The organism is Hahella chejuensis KCTC 2396, from assembly GCF_000012985.1.
GTDB lineage: Bacteria > Pseudomonadota > Gammaproteobacteria > Pseudomonadales > Oleiphilaceae > Hahella > Hahella chejuensis.
On sequence record NC_007645.1, the window covers coordinates 6,184,102 to 6,200,941 of the forward strand.

Consider the following 16,840-nt stretch of genomic DNA (forward strand, 5'->3'; position numbering starts at 1 on the left):
GAAAGATTGGAGCTTTATTTATGCAGTCGACCTTCGCTCAAGAACTGCAGGAAACCGTGGATTTGGCGCGCTGGGCGCCGTCATCCCACAACTCGCAACCCTGGACGTTGATACATATTCAGGAGCGCGAGCGGGCCAGCGCACTCCTTGGAGAAGCGCTTCAGGAGGGAGAGCAATGCGTCGTCCTGGCGTTGAACAGCGCTCGCAAACTCAAAGCCCTGGAAAGTCTGGAAATCGAAATGCTGATGAGCTGCGGCTTGTTTCTGGGCTTGTTTTGCATGACCCTGGGGGTTCGCGGCCATGACTGGCGCCTGCGCTGGTTCTGTGAAGCGGAAAAGAGCGCGCCCATCGCCGCGCTGGAGCAAGAGCAGGGGTGCCTGGCGCTGACCGCAGTGCGCATTACGCCGAACAGCGTTAAGCCCGTCGCCGACGCTGAAGCGTGGCGGCGACTGGCGCTGCATAGACGCACTCACCGCGGCCCCTTTAACCCTTTACGCATCAGCGACGAAACGTTGCAGCAACTACTGGCCAGGCGTTGGCCGTTGTCCTTAACCGGGGAGCACTTGCTGATGCGGATAGAACGCGATCAGCCTGCGATTCGCCGCGCGGCGCAACTGGTAAAACAGTATGCGGTGCTGGACTTCGCCAACTATAAAGCCTGGCGCGAGACCTATCGCTACATCCACTTTTCCCTGGAAGAAGAGGCGGAAGACGGATTCTATCTGCAAAGCCTGCTCGGCCCGCAAAGCAAGTGGAGCAGTCTGTTCTATCGTTGCGTGCTGGCTCCGCCGGTCATGCAGGCCCTGCGGCCCTTCGGCGCGCCGCAACGTATGGCGGATCAGCTTGGCGCGCTGGTGGAAGATTCATCCCAATTGTTGTTCTGCCATCTCGGAGAGGAGCATATGACGCCGAAAGCGCTGACTCAGGCCGGCGCGCGCCTGATGGAGGTCTGGCTCAACGCCCAGGAGCAGAAACTGGCGATACACCCGGTCAGCGTCATGCTGCAGCATGACCAGGCGCGCATTGCGATCGAGCGACTGCGGGACGAAAACGGACGCATGATTTTCTTCGCCAGGCTTGGCGCCATCAAAGAAGTTTTCGACAAAAGCCCCAGAAGAAAAACCAACGGCATCATCGCCGCCGGATAACGCACGGGACCAAAAAAAAACAATTCACTCAACGGAACCGTCATTACCCCCTAACCCCGTCGCCAGACGGCTTACTCAAGTTCGATAGAAAAAGGAAAAGGAAATATGGAGCAACAATGGATAATCATGATCATTGTGATCGAGGCCATGGCCGTCGCCGGCGTCATCGCCGCCTTGATCACCAAGGACACCAAGGCGCCCTTTATCTTTGGGTTTAATACGCTGTTGCCGGTAACGCTGGTGTATTGCTGGTACGGCGACGCGGACCTGGCGCGTAAGGCCCTGCTGTTGGGCATGGTGATTATTTACCAATTGCGCATGAATGTGGTGCTCACGCTTTGGTACAACAACACCGCCGCCGCCAAGCTCAAGGAAGTCATGCCGCTGTCGGCCATCTACTTTTTACCGATCATTCTCGCCAACGTATTTGGCTGGCTCTACTGCCTGCCGTTCCAGTGGGCGGCGGACCGGGTCGGGCCATTAAACTGGATCGATTACAGCGCTGTCGCCGTCTATTTGGTCGGCACTATTTTCCACTTCGGCAGTGATTATCAGAAACACTTATTCAAGCAACAACCCAACTCTCGCGGCCAGATTCTGGACACAGGCTTCTGGCGCTACTCCCGCCATCCCAACTATTTCGGCGACTTTTTGATTTACGTCTCCTTCGGCCTCACCGCCGGCAACCCCTGGGGCGTCATCGCACCCCTGGCCAATATCGCGCAGTACATGGCGGACGCCATTCCCAAAAGCGAAAAAATGGCGGAAGAACGCTACGGCGAAGCCTGGCGGAACTATAAGAAAAAGGCCAAATGCCTGATCCCGTTTGTGATCTAATCTGCGTTTATTTTCATGGCGCGGAAAGCCTGCGCGACGACAAGATGCGGGAGACAGGACCTGGCATGCCCAGGCCCTGTCGTTGCAAACAAATAGAAGGAAGCTATTTGAGGATTAAAAAAGCCTGTCAATGTAGTTTACTGGCCGCAGTTTAGAAAAAAGACCCCAAATCCCTTTGGGTTAAGCGCTGTTCCGTGCGCGCAAGGACATCAACTCAGTGGGGGTGAGACATCCCTATCTCTTACGCCTTCCATTACCACATAGACAGCACAGCGGCAGTGGCTTCCCTGCGATGAAACGATCACGCCTTTGACCAGCGCCGCTTTACAAGAGACATATTACGCAGCGGAGCGACAGAGGCTGTCGTCATACAAATTTTTTTGAAAAATTCTGTGTAATCAGACCACTCAGTTTGACCGCCATTGATAACAGGCGTTACCATGCCGCCTCTCTTCATGGAGCCGGACGGGACTCGAAAGCCGTTTACACTTCATAGGAGAAAAACATGAAAAAGATCAAGACGTTATTCGTCATCGATCGCCATAGTCACCTGGCGACGGAGCAAGCCGTTCCAGAATCCGCCTGGGTGTTGCAAGGCATGGGGCTCGCCACCGAGAAATTCGACGGCAGCGCCTGTCTGTTCAGAGCAGGCCGTTTGTGGAAACGTTACGACCGCAAACTGCGCAAGCCGTTCGCCGCGAAGCTCCGCGCCGGGCGTCTCGCAACTCTGGAGCACGCCATGTTCAAATCAGCCCCGGATGGATTTACTCCTTGCGAGGCGGAGCCTGACGCCATTACCGGTCACTGGCCCGGCTGGCTGCCGGTTTCCAAGGCCAGCCCGGAAGATCGCTGGCATTGCGAAGCCCTTGAACAGGCCGCCGACACACTGATCGAAGGCCAGACCTACGAGCTGGTCGGCCCGAAAGTTCAGGGTAACCGCTACCAGCTGCAGCGCCATGCGCTGTGGGCCCATGGCGGCAAGATCCTGACGCCGCCGGAGCGCCTGGACTTCCACTCTCTGCGCGACTGGATGGCGGCGCAAAGCATGGAAGGCGTCGTGTGGCATGCGCCGGATGGACGTATGGCCAAACTAAGGCGAAAAGATTTCGGTTTTTCATGGTGAATACTGGCCTGGGATTCTTCCCGGGCTTTTATTTTCCCCTCTCATCTCCCACTCTAATCACTATATCCGCCAGCCCGCAGCCACTAACTTTCGGTTTTAAAAACACTTTTTTATCCACGCTAAAAAAACATTATTACCCGGATAATATTGACTTCATTTTTTACCCCGGTATTATTGGCGGCGTATTTTCAGGATAGCGGTGGTCACTGCTATCCGAGCGAGCACAGGAGTGAAACACATGAGCGTAAAAGAAACTCAGAGCTATACCGGCTTTCACGGCCACCAACTTTTCGCCGCCGGCGACTTGCCTGACGTGGCCTTAAAGGCCAAGGCTTTATTGGAGCAGGACACAAACGCCCCCGTCGCTATCTACGACAACGCGACCGGCAGGATCGTGGATATCGATTATCGCGGAACGGCTGAGGAGGTTATCGCCAGAATCGCAGCACGCAGCGAAGATGGAGCTCCCAAGCCTAAAGCCGGGCCTGGACGTCCCAAACTGGGAGTGGTGTCGCGTGAAGTCACGCTGCTGCCCCGGCACTGGGACTGGTTGAGAGCGCAACCCGGCGGCGCATCGGTGGCGCTGCGCAAACTGGTCGAAGCGGCCAGACGCGACAATGTGGATATCGACAAATCCCGCCTGGCGCTTGAAGCCGTGTATCGATTCATGTCCACCGTCGCCGGCGACTTCCCTGGTTTTGAAGAAGCCTGTCGCGCCTTCTTCGCCAAAGACTATGAGACGTTTGACGACATGATTTCGCTATGGCCTGACGATATTCAGGACCATATCCGGCATCAGACGGAGAACGCATTGCAAATGCAGAAAAAAGCGGAGGCTCAGCAGGACTGAATTCCGTCCGCCCCCAGCACTGCGCAGGCCCGGCAAGGGCCTGCCGCAGCCAGTCTCTACCGCATCTTAGAACTGATACGTCACCGCCACGGACAAGAACCCCTGCGCGCCGCCCAGATCGTCTTCAATATCGCGACGTTCGCGCTCCAGATTACTGGTAGACAGAACGCCACCGGGATCTCTGGCGCTTAACTTCACATCCGGATCGCTTAACGGCGCCATCACCCCAAATTCAGCCTGGAAAGACAAACCGGACTCGCTGCGGATGCGATTTCCCCACCCCAGGCTCAGATAAGGCGCCCAGGAGGACTGATCGATTTCCGCATCCAGACGCACATTATCGCTACTGCTGACGTGTGCGCCGCCGACGTTGAAAGACTGCCCTGACTTGGTCGTCCCCTTGATATCGTGATCAAAATAAACCAGACCGCCGGAAAAGAAGATGTTATCCACATACTTACCGGAGAACGGATACCAGTCCACACCGCCCGTCAGCGTCCCGGTGCGGAAATCCGCTTTGTATTTGGTTCCGCTCAGCTCAAGATCATCGACGTCATCCACATCAATTCCGCCGAAGGTGAATCGCAGCTGCAGTTGATCCTCATCCACCAGACTCCAGTCCGTCCGTTTGGCGGCGGTGACGCCAACGCCCTGCGTCCCCAACATGCCGCCAACAGAGTAGTCCGCCGCCTGCGCCGAAGTCGCGTAAGCCGCCGCAAGAATAAGTGTCGCCCCCAGGCGAACGATAGAATTGTCAGCCATTGCCCGGCCTCCCTCTTTTTCAAATATTTAAATCTAACTTCACAAAAGGAAAGGTGATCTTAAGAGGCCAAACGAAAAAGGTATGTGGCTGATTTGGGACAGAATGTGACGCCAAACCCGCGCGCGTGACCAGAGTGCTTCATCAAGGACAAGCGACGGATTTGGGGAACAGAACAAGCGAGGGGAACTGAGTAAAAGCGCTCTTCTAACCGGCGGTGGGCCCGTGAGCCGGCCAGGAAATTTCAATCGCGGCGCCCCCCAATGAAGAGTCGCCGACGGTGACGTCGCCCTGGTGCCATTGCGCGATCTGGCTGACGATCGCCAGCCCGAGGCCATGTCCGCCGGATGAGGCGCGTTCGACGTTGCCCAGTTGGGCGAAGGGCTGCAGGATCGTCTCCCGATCCTCCTGAGGAATGCCCGGTCCGTCATCCTCCACCTGCAAGCGGCAGAGCGCGCCGTCGCGACGCAGGCTGACCCGTACGCGGGATTGCGCATAGCGGGAGGCGTTATCCAGCAGGTTATGCAGCACTCGACCCATGGCGCGGGAGTCCGCCCATATGCGGGCGCCGCGCAGACTATCGTCACAGACAAACTCACACACCAACTCACTGCGCTCCGGCTGATGTAAGTCCACTTCTTCCTCCACCAGGGACGCCAGATCAATCTCGCTGAAATGATTGATGTCGATGGCGCGGCTGTATCGGGAATGGGTGAGTAATTGATTGATCAGGTAATCCAGCGAATCAATGCTGGCGTGGATGCTTTTGCGATAGCGCTCCTGCTCTTCCGCCGTGCAGTCTTCCGACTCCAGAATTTCCACCGCGAAACGCAGGCGCGCCAACGGAGTGCGGAGATCATGGGCGACGGCGTTGGTCAGCTGTTGATGAGAACGCACCAGCTTCTGGATACTGTCCGCCATGGCGTTGAACGATTGCCCCAAACGGGCGGCGACAGAACCTTTACGCAGCGTCACGCGGTGCTCCAGCCGGCCCTGTCCAAACTCCGACGCCGTACGGTCAAGGCGTTTGAGATCACGCCATAGAGGCGTCAACCAGGATAATAACCCCAGGGAGGTGGCTAACAGCATGGCGGTGAACACGGTCACCAAATAAGAGAGAGCCACCCCGCCGGGCGAAGGCGTCGGCCCCGCCGTCAGGACTTTATCGCTATCGCCAATACGATAGTAAAACAAGGATTCATCGTCCTCTGTATTGGTCCACGCATAGCCTTTCGTCATCAGCGCTTCTTTTTTGTCAGCCGATATATCCAGCTCCGTTAGCGCCAGCATATCCAGCGGAAAACGAAACTCCGCCTGCAATTGCGTCAGTAACTGCAGCCATTGCGCTTCCGGCGTTTCCGCAAAAAGGTCGCCCAACAGAAACAGTGTGCCTTTGGCGCTGCGCAACGTCTCTTCGTCATCCGTTTCATCCAGCACCATTTCAACCACCCAGTCGCTGTCGCCGACCCTGCGCCAAAGCACGTCAGTATCCGCCTCCGAATAGACATAACCGCCTTCTCGCAAGGTATCGGCATACTGCGTTTGCGTGAGTAATTCCGCCAAAGGCGTCAGCCGCAATCGATAGCCGAAATGGTTATCCAACGACGCCACTCTGTCCTGCCAGGCGCTCTGCGGCCGCTCCGTCAAATCGCGATCAATCAGGAAAAATGTGCCGTTATAGGTGTTAACGAAGTAATTGAGGAGAATGCGGTTTTTAATGTAATGAACAGGGTTGTAAGACTCCGCCGTCAACAGCAGCCCTACCGGCAATACAATGACGATCACCAAACGCAGCAGTGTTCTCAACATCATCTTCAACGGCCCCCAGCCAGGTCAGGGTCAGTGCAGAGTTGATAGCCTTTGCCCCGAATCGTTTTGATGATGTCCTGCCCTGCCCCGCCGTCCTGCAGCTTCTTGCGCAGACGGGAGATGCGCCGGTCTATGGAACGGTCCAAGCCGTCGTAATCAAAACCGCGTAATTCCTGAATGATAAAATCGCGATCGACCACTTCGCCCAGTGATCTCGCCAGCAACAATAACAGCTCGAATTCCGCCGTGGTGAGCTCTACCGAGCGCGCGCCCAGTCTGACCACGCGGTTGCGCAAGTCGATCGTCAATGCCCCGGCGCTGATCACACTGCTATCCTGAATCGTCGCCGCGACGCCCTCACCGCGGCCTGTGTGCTCCAGCCGTCGCAACAGCGCGCGAATGCGACTCAGCAATAAACGCGGCTGCACCGGTTTCACGATATAATCGTCCGCGCCGAGCTCCAGTCCCAGCATTTGGTCCATATCCTCATCCAGCGCCGTCAGCATGAGAATAAACCCGTTATAATCCAGCCGCGCCTGCCGACATACGTCCATGCCCGACAGCCCGGGCAGCATCACGTCCAGAATCACCAGCGCCGGGCGTTGCGTCAGAATCTCCCGCACCGCATCCAGCCCGTTGGCGACCACCGCCACCTGAAAACCATTTTTGGTCAGATAATCCTGAATCAAGGAAGCCAGCTCCTGGTCATCCTCCACCAGCAGCAAGCGATGATTGTGAGCGCAGTTCGAAAATACGGGTGTCATGATGGGAGAGCGTCGCCTTAACCAACGGGATCAGGGGAAATTCGCTCAGTGTAGGAAAAAATACGAAGGGAGAATACCTGCCTGTGTAGCAGGTTTGTGACAGTTTGGGACAGCCAAGCGCATGCGCGTCGGCTAGCCGCGGGAGACAGGGCCTGACCTGTGCAGGCCCTGTCGTTGCAGACAAATAGAAGGAAGCCATTTGCCTGCCTGATTAATAGTAAGACGGCGCCTTGCTGTACAAAAAAACGTCTACTAGGCTTCTGTATACAGTCCGCCCCTGCAAGCGGACCTGTTTTGCTGTTGAGTATTCAAGCTGCATACCTTCCTAACCGGCGCCCCACGCCCCAGGTATGCGCGTACAAGGATCAAACAAGGAGCCGCTTATGGAACCCTATCTTGGACAGATCAGCATGATGGCTTTTAACTTCCCCCCCCAAAGACTGGGCTTTTTGCAGTGGAGATCTCCAGCAAATCAGCCAAAACCCAGCGCTCTTCGCCCTAATCAATACCTATTATGGAGGGGATGGCAGGACGACCTACGCTTTACCTGACTTGAGAGGCCGAGCGCCGGTACACATGGGCCGGTTATCTCAATACACATATACCCTGGGACAGAAAGAAGGGACGGAGACCGTAACCTTAACTGAAAGCACATTACCCAGGCATACTCACACTGTTTACGCCTCATCGGAAGACGCCGATAAAGGAGGCCCCAATGACCAGCGCATATTGGCCGCCACTCCTGATATCTACCGTCCGCTCACAAATCCTGTCCCCATGAATTCTAATGCTGTCGGCATGACTGGCGGTAACAGTAGCGGAGGTACAACGCCTTTCCCAAACATGCAACCTTCACTGGCGATAAACTTCTGTATTGCTATTTCAGGCTACTTTCCCCCGCGCAACTAAAGAGGATTTACAGGAATGCCTACTTTATCGACTAGCTCGATTAGTACCAACCATATTCCTCAACGTCGAACTTTACTCATGACCCAAGCGCGTCTTCAGAAACGGAGGTCACAAGCATGTCATTGCCTTTCATTGCCGAAATAAGAATTTTTGGGTTCAACTACCCTCCCCGCAGTTGGTCATTTTGTAGTGGGCAAATCATCCCTATCGATGAAAACCAAGCCCTTTTCGCCTTGATAGGCTCCATTTACGGCGGCGACGCCAGGGTGACAATGGGGCTTCCCAATCTTCAAGGGCGCAGCCCTCTTCACACAGGTAAAGGCCCAGGCCTCACTGAGCGCCAGTTAGCAGATTATGGTGGATTGCCGGAGGTTGAGCTTGCAGCAGCACAGATACCTCCTCATACACACACCTTATCCGCAGCTAAGCAAGCAGGAACAACTTCAGAGCCCACTGGCCAGCTGTTCGCCTATCAGGCCGGGGACGTACAACCTGACTACAAACAGCCGCCACTTGGGGATCTGCAGGCGATGTCTCCAGGAATGTTGGCGTACGCAGGCCAGAGTTCAATGGTTGAAAATCGCCAGCCTTTTTTGGGACTTTCATTCTGCATAGCCTTAGATGGAATTTTTCCACCGCGAAACTAGAGGCCCAGCATCTTTCGTCATAGGTATTTCGCATACGTCGATACAGAGACCGCCGCGGCGGACAAGGAGAGGAAAAAATGGCAGATTCATATATTGGTGAGATACGTATTTTCGCAGCTACTTTCGCACCACGTAACTGGAGCTTTTGCGATGGACAGGTATTGGCGGCCTCGCAGCAGGCCGCTTTATTTAGCTTACTGGGAAGTTTTTATGGGGGGGATGGAAGGACCACATTCGCCCTACCGGATATGCGTGGCCGTCTTCCTTTGCACTTTGGACAAGGGCCTGGACTAACCCCCTACGCTATTGGAGCCAGAGTCGGCGTGGAATCCGTTACTGTGACGATGGAAAACATGCCGCCGCACACCCACACGCTTATGGCGTCGAATGACGCCGTCACTGTTGATGTCTCTCCCTCAAATCAAGTGACCGGCGTTACTGACCCCGCAGCTCCGTTTTACACGACGACAGGCAATATAACGCCTCTGGCGTCAGAGGCAGTGGGATACGCAGGAGGCGCTCAAAATCAACAAACCTCCCCACACTCCATCATGATGCCCTATTTAGCGTTGAACTTTATAATCTCGTTAAAGGGCGTATATCCAAGTCGCAACTAACCAAAGGAGTGTGGAGTTATGTCCGAACCATTTATCGCAGAAGTCCGCATATTCTCGTTTGATTTCCCTCCTGCAAGTTGGGCGTATTGTGACGGACAATTGTACGCTATAGGTCAAAACCCAGCTTTATTCTCTCTTATTGGAACCCTCTACGGAGGCGATGGAAGAACGACTATGGGCTTACCTAATCTTCAATGCCGAAGCCCGTTGCACGCTGGGACAGGCTTAGGCCTGACGCCTCGCCCTTTATCCAGCCTTGGAGGAACTCCCTACACAGTGCTTGATGAGATACAAATCCCCCCCCACACACATGCCCTCAAGGCAGTTGCTTCCCGCGGGACAACCCCTGAGCCGCAGAATCAGCTATTCGCCTATCAAGGGGGCGACCCTCAGCCTGATTACAAGCAATCTCCATTGGGCGATCTCGTGCCGATGCATCCTCAAATGCTGGCCAATACGGGCAATAGCGGTGCGCTCGATAATCGGCAACCCTTTTTGACTCTCTCTTTCTGTATCGCGCTTGACGGTATTTATCCACCAAGAAACTAAAAGCCGAACCAGATAAGGGCGCTATGCGCCCTTCATTAAATCACTCACCAAAAGCCAGGCTGGATAACCGCTATCAATTACCCACTTTGTAACTGAATACCGACTCATACAAATAGCAGTCGTCTTTTTCCGCGACGGGTACGATAAAGATATCGTGCGCTCCACAATTATCGTTTTTAACCGCGCAGGTTTGTTGCGGCATCAGGCCTTTGTCTTTTCCCGCTTTAAATATCACCGAGAAGCTTTCAAAGCCGCCTCCCAGCTCTTTTTTATCCGACACTTCCACCAGCGTTAACTCTAAAGGCGGCTGGCTGGAATCATAAGTCGCGTAGAAAGTTTTATCTTGATTGGATTGAAACTGGTCGTGGGTAAACATCGGCATCTCCCTGCTGTGTTCTATTGAGGTATAACCAGATTGCAGGCGCAGATTAATGCGCACGCCAACTAAGTATAGACAAACTAATGAAAGCCGGGCCGACGCAATACACTCCTCGTTAGAGAAAGCCCTGCGCGGACGGACTTAACTTGATAAATCAAAAGGTTCGGGTCTATGCTGAAGTAGCGGTTGTACCTTCTCTGAGCGGCCCACATCATGCGGTATGTGGACCTCCTTGTTAACCCAATATGGAGGAAACAGATGGAAGCCATCACAAGGGACGATGTGGTCATGCATAGTGACAAACAGGTTTCCTGCTCTGTCGATCAAGGCGTTGTCGTCATGCACGTCAATGCCGGTGAATTCTACGACTTAAACCATTCCGCGTCCGATGTCTGGAGGCTATTGGACTCTCCTACAAAAGTGTCGACACTGTGCGATCGCCTTCGCGAGAAGTATAACGTCGACTCCGAGCGCTGCGAAAAAGATGTACTCAACCTGCTCAATCGTTTGCAGGAAAAAGGCGTCATCGAAGCGCAAAAATGAATACGCCAAAAGAACAACTTCCACGCCTCTCCTGCAGTGTGGCCACATTCAATTTAAATAAAGGGTATTTACACTATGGATCAGGAAAACGAAGAAACCAAAGTTACAGAAGAATGGGAAACACCTGACTTCACTGTCATGGACGCCAATCAGGCGCAAAACTTTGTTGGCGACGGACTTGACGGGGGATTTGGCGGAGACTCTCGCTCCTAGCCCCGGCCAGGCGTCACTCAAGCTGTAGACGCCTCTAATTCCCGCGCTGCAAGCATATCCACGATACTTATTGCTTCCGACATCAATTTAGGGCGCTGCAAAGAATAAACAGACGTAACGCCTGCAAGCGTCGCGCATGCATTCAGCATCATTTTCCGCTGCTCAAGCGAGACCAGAAACACCTTTCTGAAGCAGTGTTCAAATAACCCTGCTATCGCCTCTTGTGGCGTTAGCTTCTGCAATGAAAGCTCCCTTCCTTCCGTCAAGATATAGACACTTTGTACAAAAGCTTTTTTTAGAGAGAAGTTACGACTCGCCGGATAGCAGTGTTTGACCCTGGTTTTAAAGGGTAGACGAGGATGATTCTCCGGCGTTTCCCCCATTGTCAACAATATTTCCGATGATAGCTTAAGTCTTGGGAAACCAGGGCATAAACTAACCTCGCTCCCCTCTAACGATAATGGACAAATATCGTCACTCAAAAGATCACAACCTTGATAATAGAAGAGCCCCGCCATACTTGATTTTCCGGCGGTCTTATTACCGCAAAACAACAGCGCGCCTCCACTTGGCAGGCGCACAGCGGAAGCATGCAGCACTAGTCGCTTACGCCATTGCAATATCGCCCCCATGCATGACCCCAGTACATGGGCATAGATACTCCAACTTTGTGATGACTCGCCAGGTGTGATGACTATGCGCGATGGACGCACCCAGAATCGCCCGCCATCGTCATCAAATATTAATGCTTCGCTTTCTGTCGCCTGATAGCGTTTACCTTGCTTCAACGCTCTTTCGAGTCTGCCTGGCGTTTCTCCAATCACGATGGTGAGGTCAGAACCGTCACCGCCTCGCACTAACCAGGGAAATTCAAACTCCGCTTGAATCTGTAATCCATAAGCTTGGTAATTGTACATGCGCTATTGTCCCTCAAACCGCTTTCTTCCCGTGTGTTTTGGACTACGCTTATATCAATCCGGCAGGCAAATGGATTTCTTCCATTTGCCTGAGACGACAGGGCTCGCGTATGTCGGGCCAGTCTCTCGCGGCTCCTCGCCGCCAAGATAATAATTTATCGCAATGGCGATCATCTGCAGTTGGGCCATTAATAATAAAAATGTATAGCCGCAGATGCTTCATACCACAAGCAGGGTCCTGAAGCAGGTCAGTTCAGCGGAGATATTGCTGCACAAGGGGCCAGACCCATGGACACGCTAGATCTGATTCAACTCGCCAGAACCTATATTTCCTATGATAAGTTCGATAAAGCTGCGTCGGCTCTCAGCCAGCGCCTGTATATCAATCCAAACTGCCCGCAGGCGCACGACTTACTCAAAACTATCTCTGACCGCAGAGAACCGAATTACGGCGTCATTCCATCCCCACGCATAGTTATTTCTGATTTCTTGCCCCGAGTACGCGTTGATGAACTCCTGACGCTCGCGGAACAACGCATCAGCAGATTTGAACCAGGAAAAGTTTCAGGCGCCAGAGAAATTGCGCCGGAGAGGAGAAACAGCCTGCGCCTGAGAGACCCTCTTATAGAGAAAAAGCTCAACGATTGGTTTTCTCCACACTTTCGCAAGAGGCTAACAGACTACTGTTCTCAGTTAGACGTCGCCCTGTTCGAGATCAGTGAAATAGAGCTGAAATTTTGCTGCTATCCTAATGGAGCCTATTTCCATATCCATCGCGACGACCAAGCGCCTAACAGTGAAGCAACAGGCATGCGAACGCCTGGCGTGCGCAGGATCAGCTTTGCTTACTATTTCCACCGCCGCCCTAAAAGCTTTACAGGTGGAGAGCTACAGCTCTACGCCACCGACAGGAAGCACGATATCTACTCTCGCCACCGAATAGAGTCCATTCCCCCTCACTTCAACACCTTGGTCCTATTTCCCAGCGGCTTTTACCACGAAGTCCTAAAAATCACGGAAACATCTGGAGAGATAATGAACGGCAGGTTCGCCATCAATGGCCATATTTGCGAAGCATTTCGTTCTCAAGAGAGCACAAAAAAAGCAGTGAAGGGAGCAAACTCATGAGTGGTATCGCTGGGTTATACCATGCAAAAAAAATCGTCACTGACGCAGACCTTCGCGCCATGTCAGACGCCATGTCGCACCGAGGCCCGGATGGAAGCAATGTTTGGCGGCAGGCGCAGCTCGGCTTTTGTCACAACATGCTGCACACCACGCCAGAGTCTTTGTTTGAAGCATTGCCCGCAGAGTCGCATGACCAGCGAGTTGTAATTACCGCAGATGCTCGCCTGGACAACCGAAAAGAGCTTGCCTGCGCACTGGGAATAAATCGAAGCGACTTGCCCCTGCTGAGTGACAGCCAACTCATTCTTATGGGTTATCTTCATTGGGATTTGGCGTGTGTGAGCCAATTTCTGGGCGATTTCTGTTTCGCCATCTGGGACAAAGACAGGCGTCGCCTGTTTATCGCTATGGACCCGATGGGAACCCGGTCGCTACTCTATTTCCACTCCCCTGACCTATTTGCTTTCGCAACAGATGTCAAAGCCTTGCTAGCCGCCCCGGGAGTGGACAAAAAGCTGGATGAGTCGGGGTTTGTCCTTCTGGCGTCAGGTCGCAGACGGGAAGCGCCTGAGCGCACATGCTTTGAAGGCATAACCAGGCTTACCGGCGGCGAGCGCTTATGCGTTCATCCTCCCTCTTCCGGGCAAGCAGGTTGGAAGATTGAGAAACGCAGTTACTACACTCTCCAACCTGAAACGCTCAACTTCAAACATCCAGAGGAAATGCTTGAGGCGTTTCGAGAGAAATTCCGACTGGCGGTGACTTGCCGAATGCGCAGCGCCTTCCCCGTAGCCACGCTTCTTAGCGGCGGACTGGATTCTTCCGCTATCAGCTGCATGGCCGCTGACCAGCGGCGCCACTTCTCCCATCCCCTTATCGCACTGTCATCCTGCCTGACAGATCAAGATCCTGAGCAGGATGAAAGACGATTTATTAGTATCGTTGCGCGCCAAAAGCAGTTGCCTGTTCATTACGTAACGCCCACGTCCGGTCCCGCCGCGTTACTGCACCAAGTACACGACATGACCGGCCTTCCCGTTAACCTCAATCCACATGTCTATACAGCGCTCTACGCCAAAGCGCAGAGTGAGGGCGCCCGCATTGTAATGGATGGCGTCTGCGGCGAGTGGGGACCCAGCTGGACTGGAGAGGGTTATTTACAGTATTTGCTACAACAACTGCATTGGAAAACACTGAAGGAAACAGTCCTCAGTTTGTCTCAAAACTATTCCCAGTCTCCTCACAGGGTATTCCAGAACGACGTTCTAGCTCCATTGGAACCCAGGTTCCTCCGCAATATACGATATAAATTGAGAGGGCGCTCGGTAGAGGAAAACAGGCTTCCCCTGACCAACAGACTCTACCATCAACATGCGGCCCCACCGCCTGAGGCCAAGTCATCAGACAAGTCGCTTCTGGGAAAACGGCTAAATGTCATACTTGGTGGCCGCACGCCTAGAGAATGGTATTCACCACACTTTCATATTCGCAACACCTTTCCTTATTTAGATGAGCGGGTATTAAAGTTTTGCCTGGGGTTGTCGGATGAATGGTTCATACAGAAAGGCTGGCGCCGTTATTTCATTCGCGCCGCGATGGAAAAAACGCTTCCTCCAGAAATTCAATGGCGTAGAGATAAAAGACCTTTTTCGCCAAATTATCACAGGCTGATGCAAACTGACGCCCCTGTCTACGAGAGTATTGTTCAAGACGTTTCTCCATCAGATCCGGTAAGAGACTATATTGATGTTGAAAGGATCAAACGCACGATAAAAGAGCTCAATCAACGCCCTTCATGGGGACCATACAACGGCGTCGATTTCGCGAGGAAAGTGGTGGATTTCGGGGTACAGAGCCTGATATTTCTTCGCTGGTTTCAGCGACTCTAGAGTGTGAAGCCCCCTTATTGGATGCTCTGCAGCCCCTGAGAGGAAATTCTGCGACTCTGAACTTCGCCGTTTTCCATATGTACGACAAAGTCCGTACAGGACAGCAACGCTTTTCGATGGGTGATGATAAGCACTGTAGTCATTTTTTTCAGTTCGCGGATAGCCTCAATAATGACAGTTTCATTCTCCTCATCCAAAGCGCTGCTAACTTCATCCAGGATAAGTAAAGCCGGCTTTCTCAATAGCGCTCTGGCCACTGCAAGACGCTGCTTTTCACCTCCTGATAACAAATCGCCCCGCTCACCGATAAGGGTATCTATGCCTTGAGGCAACGCTTTGACAAACCTTTCCGCCGACGCATTCCGCAATGCTTCCCATAGTTCATCCTCCTCAATCCCAGGCGCAGCCCAAAGCAAATTTTCACGAACACTCTTGTTAAACAAGAAACTCTCCTGCGTCACATAACTAACCGAGTGGCTCCATTGCGTAATCTCTTGTTCACTTAGCTCTTTCCCATCAATTAGCACCTGTCCATTGGACGGAGTCAGCAGCCCTGACAGAATATCCGCAGCGGTAGTTTTTCCAGAGCCGGAAGGCCCAAGCAACGCCGTAACGCTGTTAACAGGCAAAGTGATAGAAAAGTCACGGAGCGCGTATGTCCCTGGCGTCGACAAATAGGAAAAACTTACACGTTCGAGACGGACGCTTCGTGTCGCCACTATCGGTTTCACTTCTATGCTCTTATCGGACAAACCTTCCTCCACGTCGCCGTTTAATATGCACACCACTTCGCTATACGAAGGCAGGATATTGAGAATCTGCTGATACCGATAAGACATATCCTTCAAGATTGGCGCGAATCGGGAAAAAAGCAAAAGCAACACAATAAATTCAGCCGCAGGCAGCTTCACCCATCTAATAAAAAAATAACAGAGTCCAACCAAACAAACCGCGATGAGTATTTCATAATACAGGGTGACTAATGCACTGATTTTCTTAAACCTTAATAATGCACATCCTAATCGGCGGCTTTGCTCTTCCAGATCAACACCAGCGCGCTTTTCCTGCTTGAACGCTTTTACAACTTTCATTCCTTGCATATATTCGCTTACAGCGGAGAAATAAGCCTGGCGAAGCACTTTCCCTTCCTCCCCATTGCGGAGACTCAGCCGATTCAAGCAACGTGAACCCGCGTAAATCCCGCCACCACTCACCAGCGCCACCAGAGTCAAGCCAGGGGACGTCAGATAAGAAACAACACTGTACACACCAAGCACGCAACTCAAAGAAACAAGCTGAACGAGCAAGAGAGATATTTGCGAGGCTCTATCCACCTCGTGATTTAAAACCTGGGCTAAATGAGAGACTCGAAACTGAGTGAAGCGCAACCAAGAAAAAGCCAGCATCTTCGCTGTCAGCCGTCCTCTGAGGTTAAGAGCAAGTTCCGTCTGCAACTTTGCAGCGAGTGTCTGCTGGAAGTATTTAATCGTAGAATAAACAACGATAATCACGATGAAGATAATCAATGCTTCGTTAAGCTCCAGCATGGAGCCTAGCCAACTCCATTGGGAGCCCAGCTCATACCCGGCGTCGACTCCCGCCAAGGTCAACAACGGAATCAACGCCAACAGGCCAACCCCCTGAACAAAAGCCAAAGCAAAAAGCAGCGTCGTGAGCAGAACGATGCTGCGCTTGTCGTAACGCCACGACATCACGACGTATGAGGAAATACTTTCTTTAATGTCCTGTTTCAAACCT

Annotated in this window: 17 protein-coding genes and 1 pseudogene; 12 read left to right on the top strand and 6 right to left on the bottom strand. The window is 53.0% G+C overall.

Annotated features, from left to right (window positions below):
* Positions 1-20: 20 nt before the first annotated feature.
* From HCH_RS27155 to HCH_RS27175, 4 genes are all read left to right on the top strand, one after another.
* Positions 21-1,148, top strand: a complete 1,128-nt coding sequence (locus HCH_RS27155) for a nitroreductase family protein (protein ID WP_011399744.1) — start codon at positions 21-23, stop codon at positions 1,146-1,148.
* Between the two features lie 105 nt (positions 1,149-1,253).
* Positions 1,254-1,985, top strand: coding sequence for a DUF1295 domain-containing protein (locus HCH_RS27160; RefSeq protein ID WP_011399745.1), 732 nt, complete (start codon positions 1,254-1,256; stop codon positions 1,983-1,985).
* A gap of 505 nt (positions 1,986-2,490) precedes the next feature.
* Complete coding sequence (locus HCH_RS27165) at positions 2,491-3,108, top strand: DUF5565 family protein (RefSeq protein WP_011399747.1); 618 nt, start codon at positions 2,491-2,493, stop codon at positions 3,106-3,108.
* Between the two features lie 238 nt (positions 3,109-3,346).
* Positions 3,347-3,958, top strand: coding sequence for a DUF2239 family protein (locus HCH_RS27175; protein ID WP_011399748.1), 612 nt, complete (start codon positions 3,347-3,349; stop codon positions 3,956-3,958).
* Positions 3,959-4,024: 66 nt separating this feature from the next.
* Here the strand turns inward: HCH_RS27175 and HCH_RS27180 are convergent, their stop codons facing one another.
* From HCH_RS27180 to HCH_RS27190, 3 genes are all read right to left on the bottom strand, one after another.
* Complete coding sequence (locus HCH_RS27180) at positions 4,025-4,720, bottom strand: hypothetical protein (protein ID WP_011399749.1); 696 nt, start codon at positions 4,718-4,720, stop codon at positions 4,025-4,027.
* Between the two features lie 205 nt (positions 4,721-4,925).
* Positions 4,926-6,530: an ATP-binding protein gene (locus HCH_RS27185; RefSeq protein WP_011399750.1), complete on the bottom strand. Its 1,605-nt coding sequence runs from the start codon at positions 6,528-6,530 to the stop codon at positions 4,926-4,928.
* Positions 6,531-6,532: 2 nt separating this feature from the next.
* Positions 6,533-7,291, bottom strand: a complete 759-nt coding sequence (locus HCH_RS27190; protein WP_011399751.1) for a response regulator — start codon at positions 7,289-7,291, stop codon at positions 6,533-6,535.
* A gap of 429 nt (positions 7,292-7,720) precedes the next feature.
* Here HCH_RS27190 and HCH_RS35300 point away from each other — a divergent pair.
* The 4 genes and pseudogenes from HCH_RS35300 to HCH_RS27205 all read left to right on the top strand — a co-directional run.
* Positions 7,721-8,200: pseudogene (locus HCH_RS35300) on the top strand (phage tail protein); the annotation flags it as partial.
* 116 nt (positions 8,201-8,316) lie between these two features.
* Entirely contained in the window at positions 8,317-8,847 is a 531-nt protein-coding gene (locus HCH_RS27195; RefSeq protein WP_011399752.1) for a phage tail protein, read from the top strand.
* Positions 8,848-8,924: 77 nt separating this feature from the next.
* Entirely contained in the window at positions 8,925-9,464 is a 540-nt protein-coding gene (locus tag HCH_RS27200; protein ID WP_011399753.1) for a phage tail protein, read from the top strand.
* Between the two features lie 18 nt (positions 9,465-9,482).
* Complete coding sequence (locus HCH_RS27205; protein WP_011399754.1) at positions 9,483-10,013, top strand: phage tail protein; 531 nt, start codon at positions 9,483-9,485, stop codon at positions 10,011-10,013.
* A 73-nt stretch (positions 10,014-10,086) separates the two neighbouring features.
* On the opposite strand, the gene HCH_RS27210 is transcribed toward HCH_RS27205, so the two are convergent.
* On the bottom strand, positions 10,087-10,389 hold the full coding sequence (locus tag HCH_RS27210; protein ID WP_011399755.1) for a DUF6916 family protein: 303 nt from the start codon (positions 10,387-10,389) through the stop codon (positions 10,087-10,089).
* Between the two features lie 261 nt (positions 10,390-10,650).
* On the opposite strand from HCH_RS27210, the gene HCH_RS27215 reads away from it, so the two are divergent.
* Both HCH_RS27215 and HCH_RS34335 read left to right on the top strand, forming a co-directional pair.
* Positions 10,651-10,935 (top strand): PqqD family protein, encoded by a 285-nt coding sequence (locus HCH_RS27215; RefSeq protein WP_011399756.1) that lies wholly within the window; start codon positions 10,651-10,653, stop codon positions 10,933-10,935.
* Positions 10,936-11,010: 75 nt separating this feature from the next.
* On the top strand, positions 11,011-11,148 hold the full coding sequence (locus tag HCH_RS34335; protein ID WP_011399758.1) for a hypothetical protein: 138 nt from the start codon (positions 11,011-11,013) through the stop codon (positions 11,146-11,148).
* 17 nt (positions 11,149-11,165) lie between these two features.
* On the opposite strand, the gene HCH_RS27220 is transcribed toward HCH_RS34335, so the two are convergent.
* Positions 11,166-12,065, bottom strand: a complete 900-nt coding sequence (locus HCH_RS27220; RefSeq protein ID WP_011399759.1) for a hypothetical protein — start codon at positions 12,063-12,065, stop codon at positions 11,166-11,168.
* Between the two features lie 288 nt (positions 12,066-12,353).
* Between HCH_RS27220 and HCH_RS27225 the strand changes: the two genes are divergently transcribed.
* Positions 12,354-13,193: a 2OG-Fe(II) oxygenase gene (locus tag HCH_RS27225; protein WP_011399761.1), complete on the top strand. Its 840-nt coding sequence runs from the start codon at positions 12,354-12,356 to the stop codon at positions 13,191-13,193.
* On the top strand, positions 13,190-15,082 hold the full coding sequence (locus HCH_RS27230) for an asparagine synthase-related protein (RefSeq protein WP_011399762.1): 1,893 nt from the start codon (positions 13,190-13,192) through the stop codon (positions 15,080-15,082). The genes HCH_RS27225 and HCH_RS27230 overlap by 4 nt, the downstream gene beginning before the upstream one ends.
* Positions 15,083-15,096: 14 nt before the next feature.
* On the opposite strand, the gene HCH_RS27235 is transcribed toward HCH_RS27230, so the two are convergent.
* Positions 15,097-16,836: an ABC transporter ATP-binding protein gene (locus HCH_RS27235; protein ID WP_148212668.1), complete on the bottom strand. Its 1,740-nt coding sequence runs from the start codon at positions 16,834-16,836 to the stop codon at positions 15,097-15,099.
* Positions 16,837-16,840 lie beyond the last annotated feature (4 nt).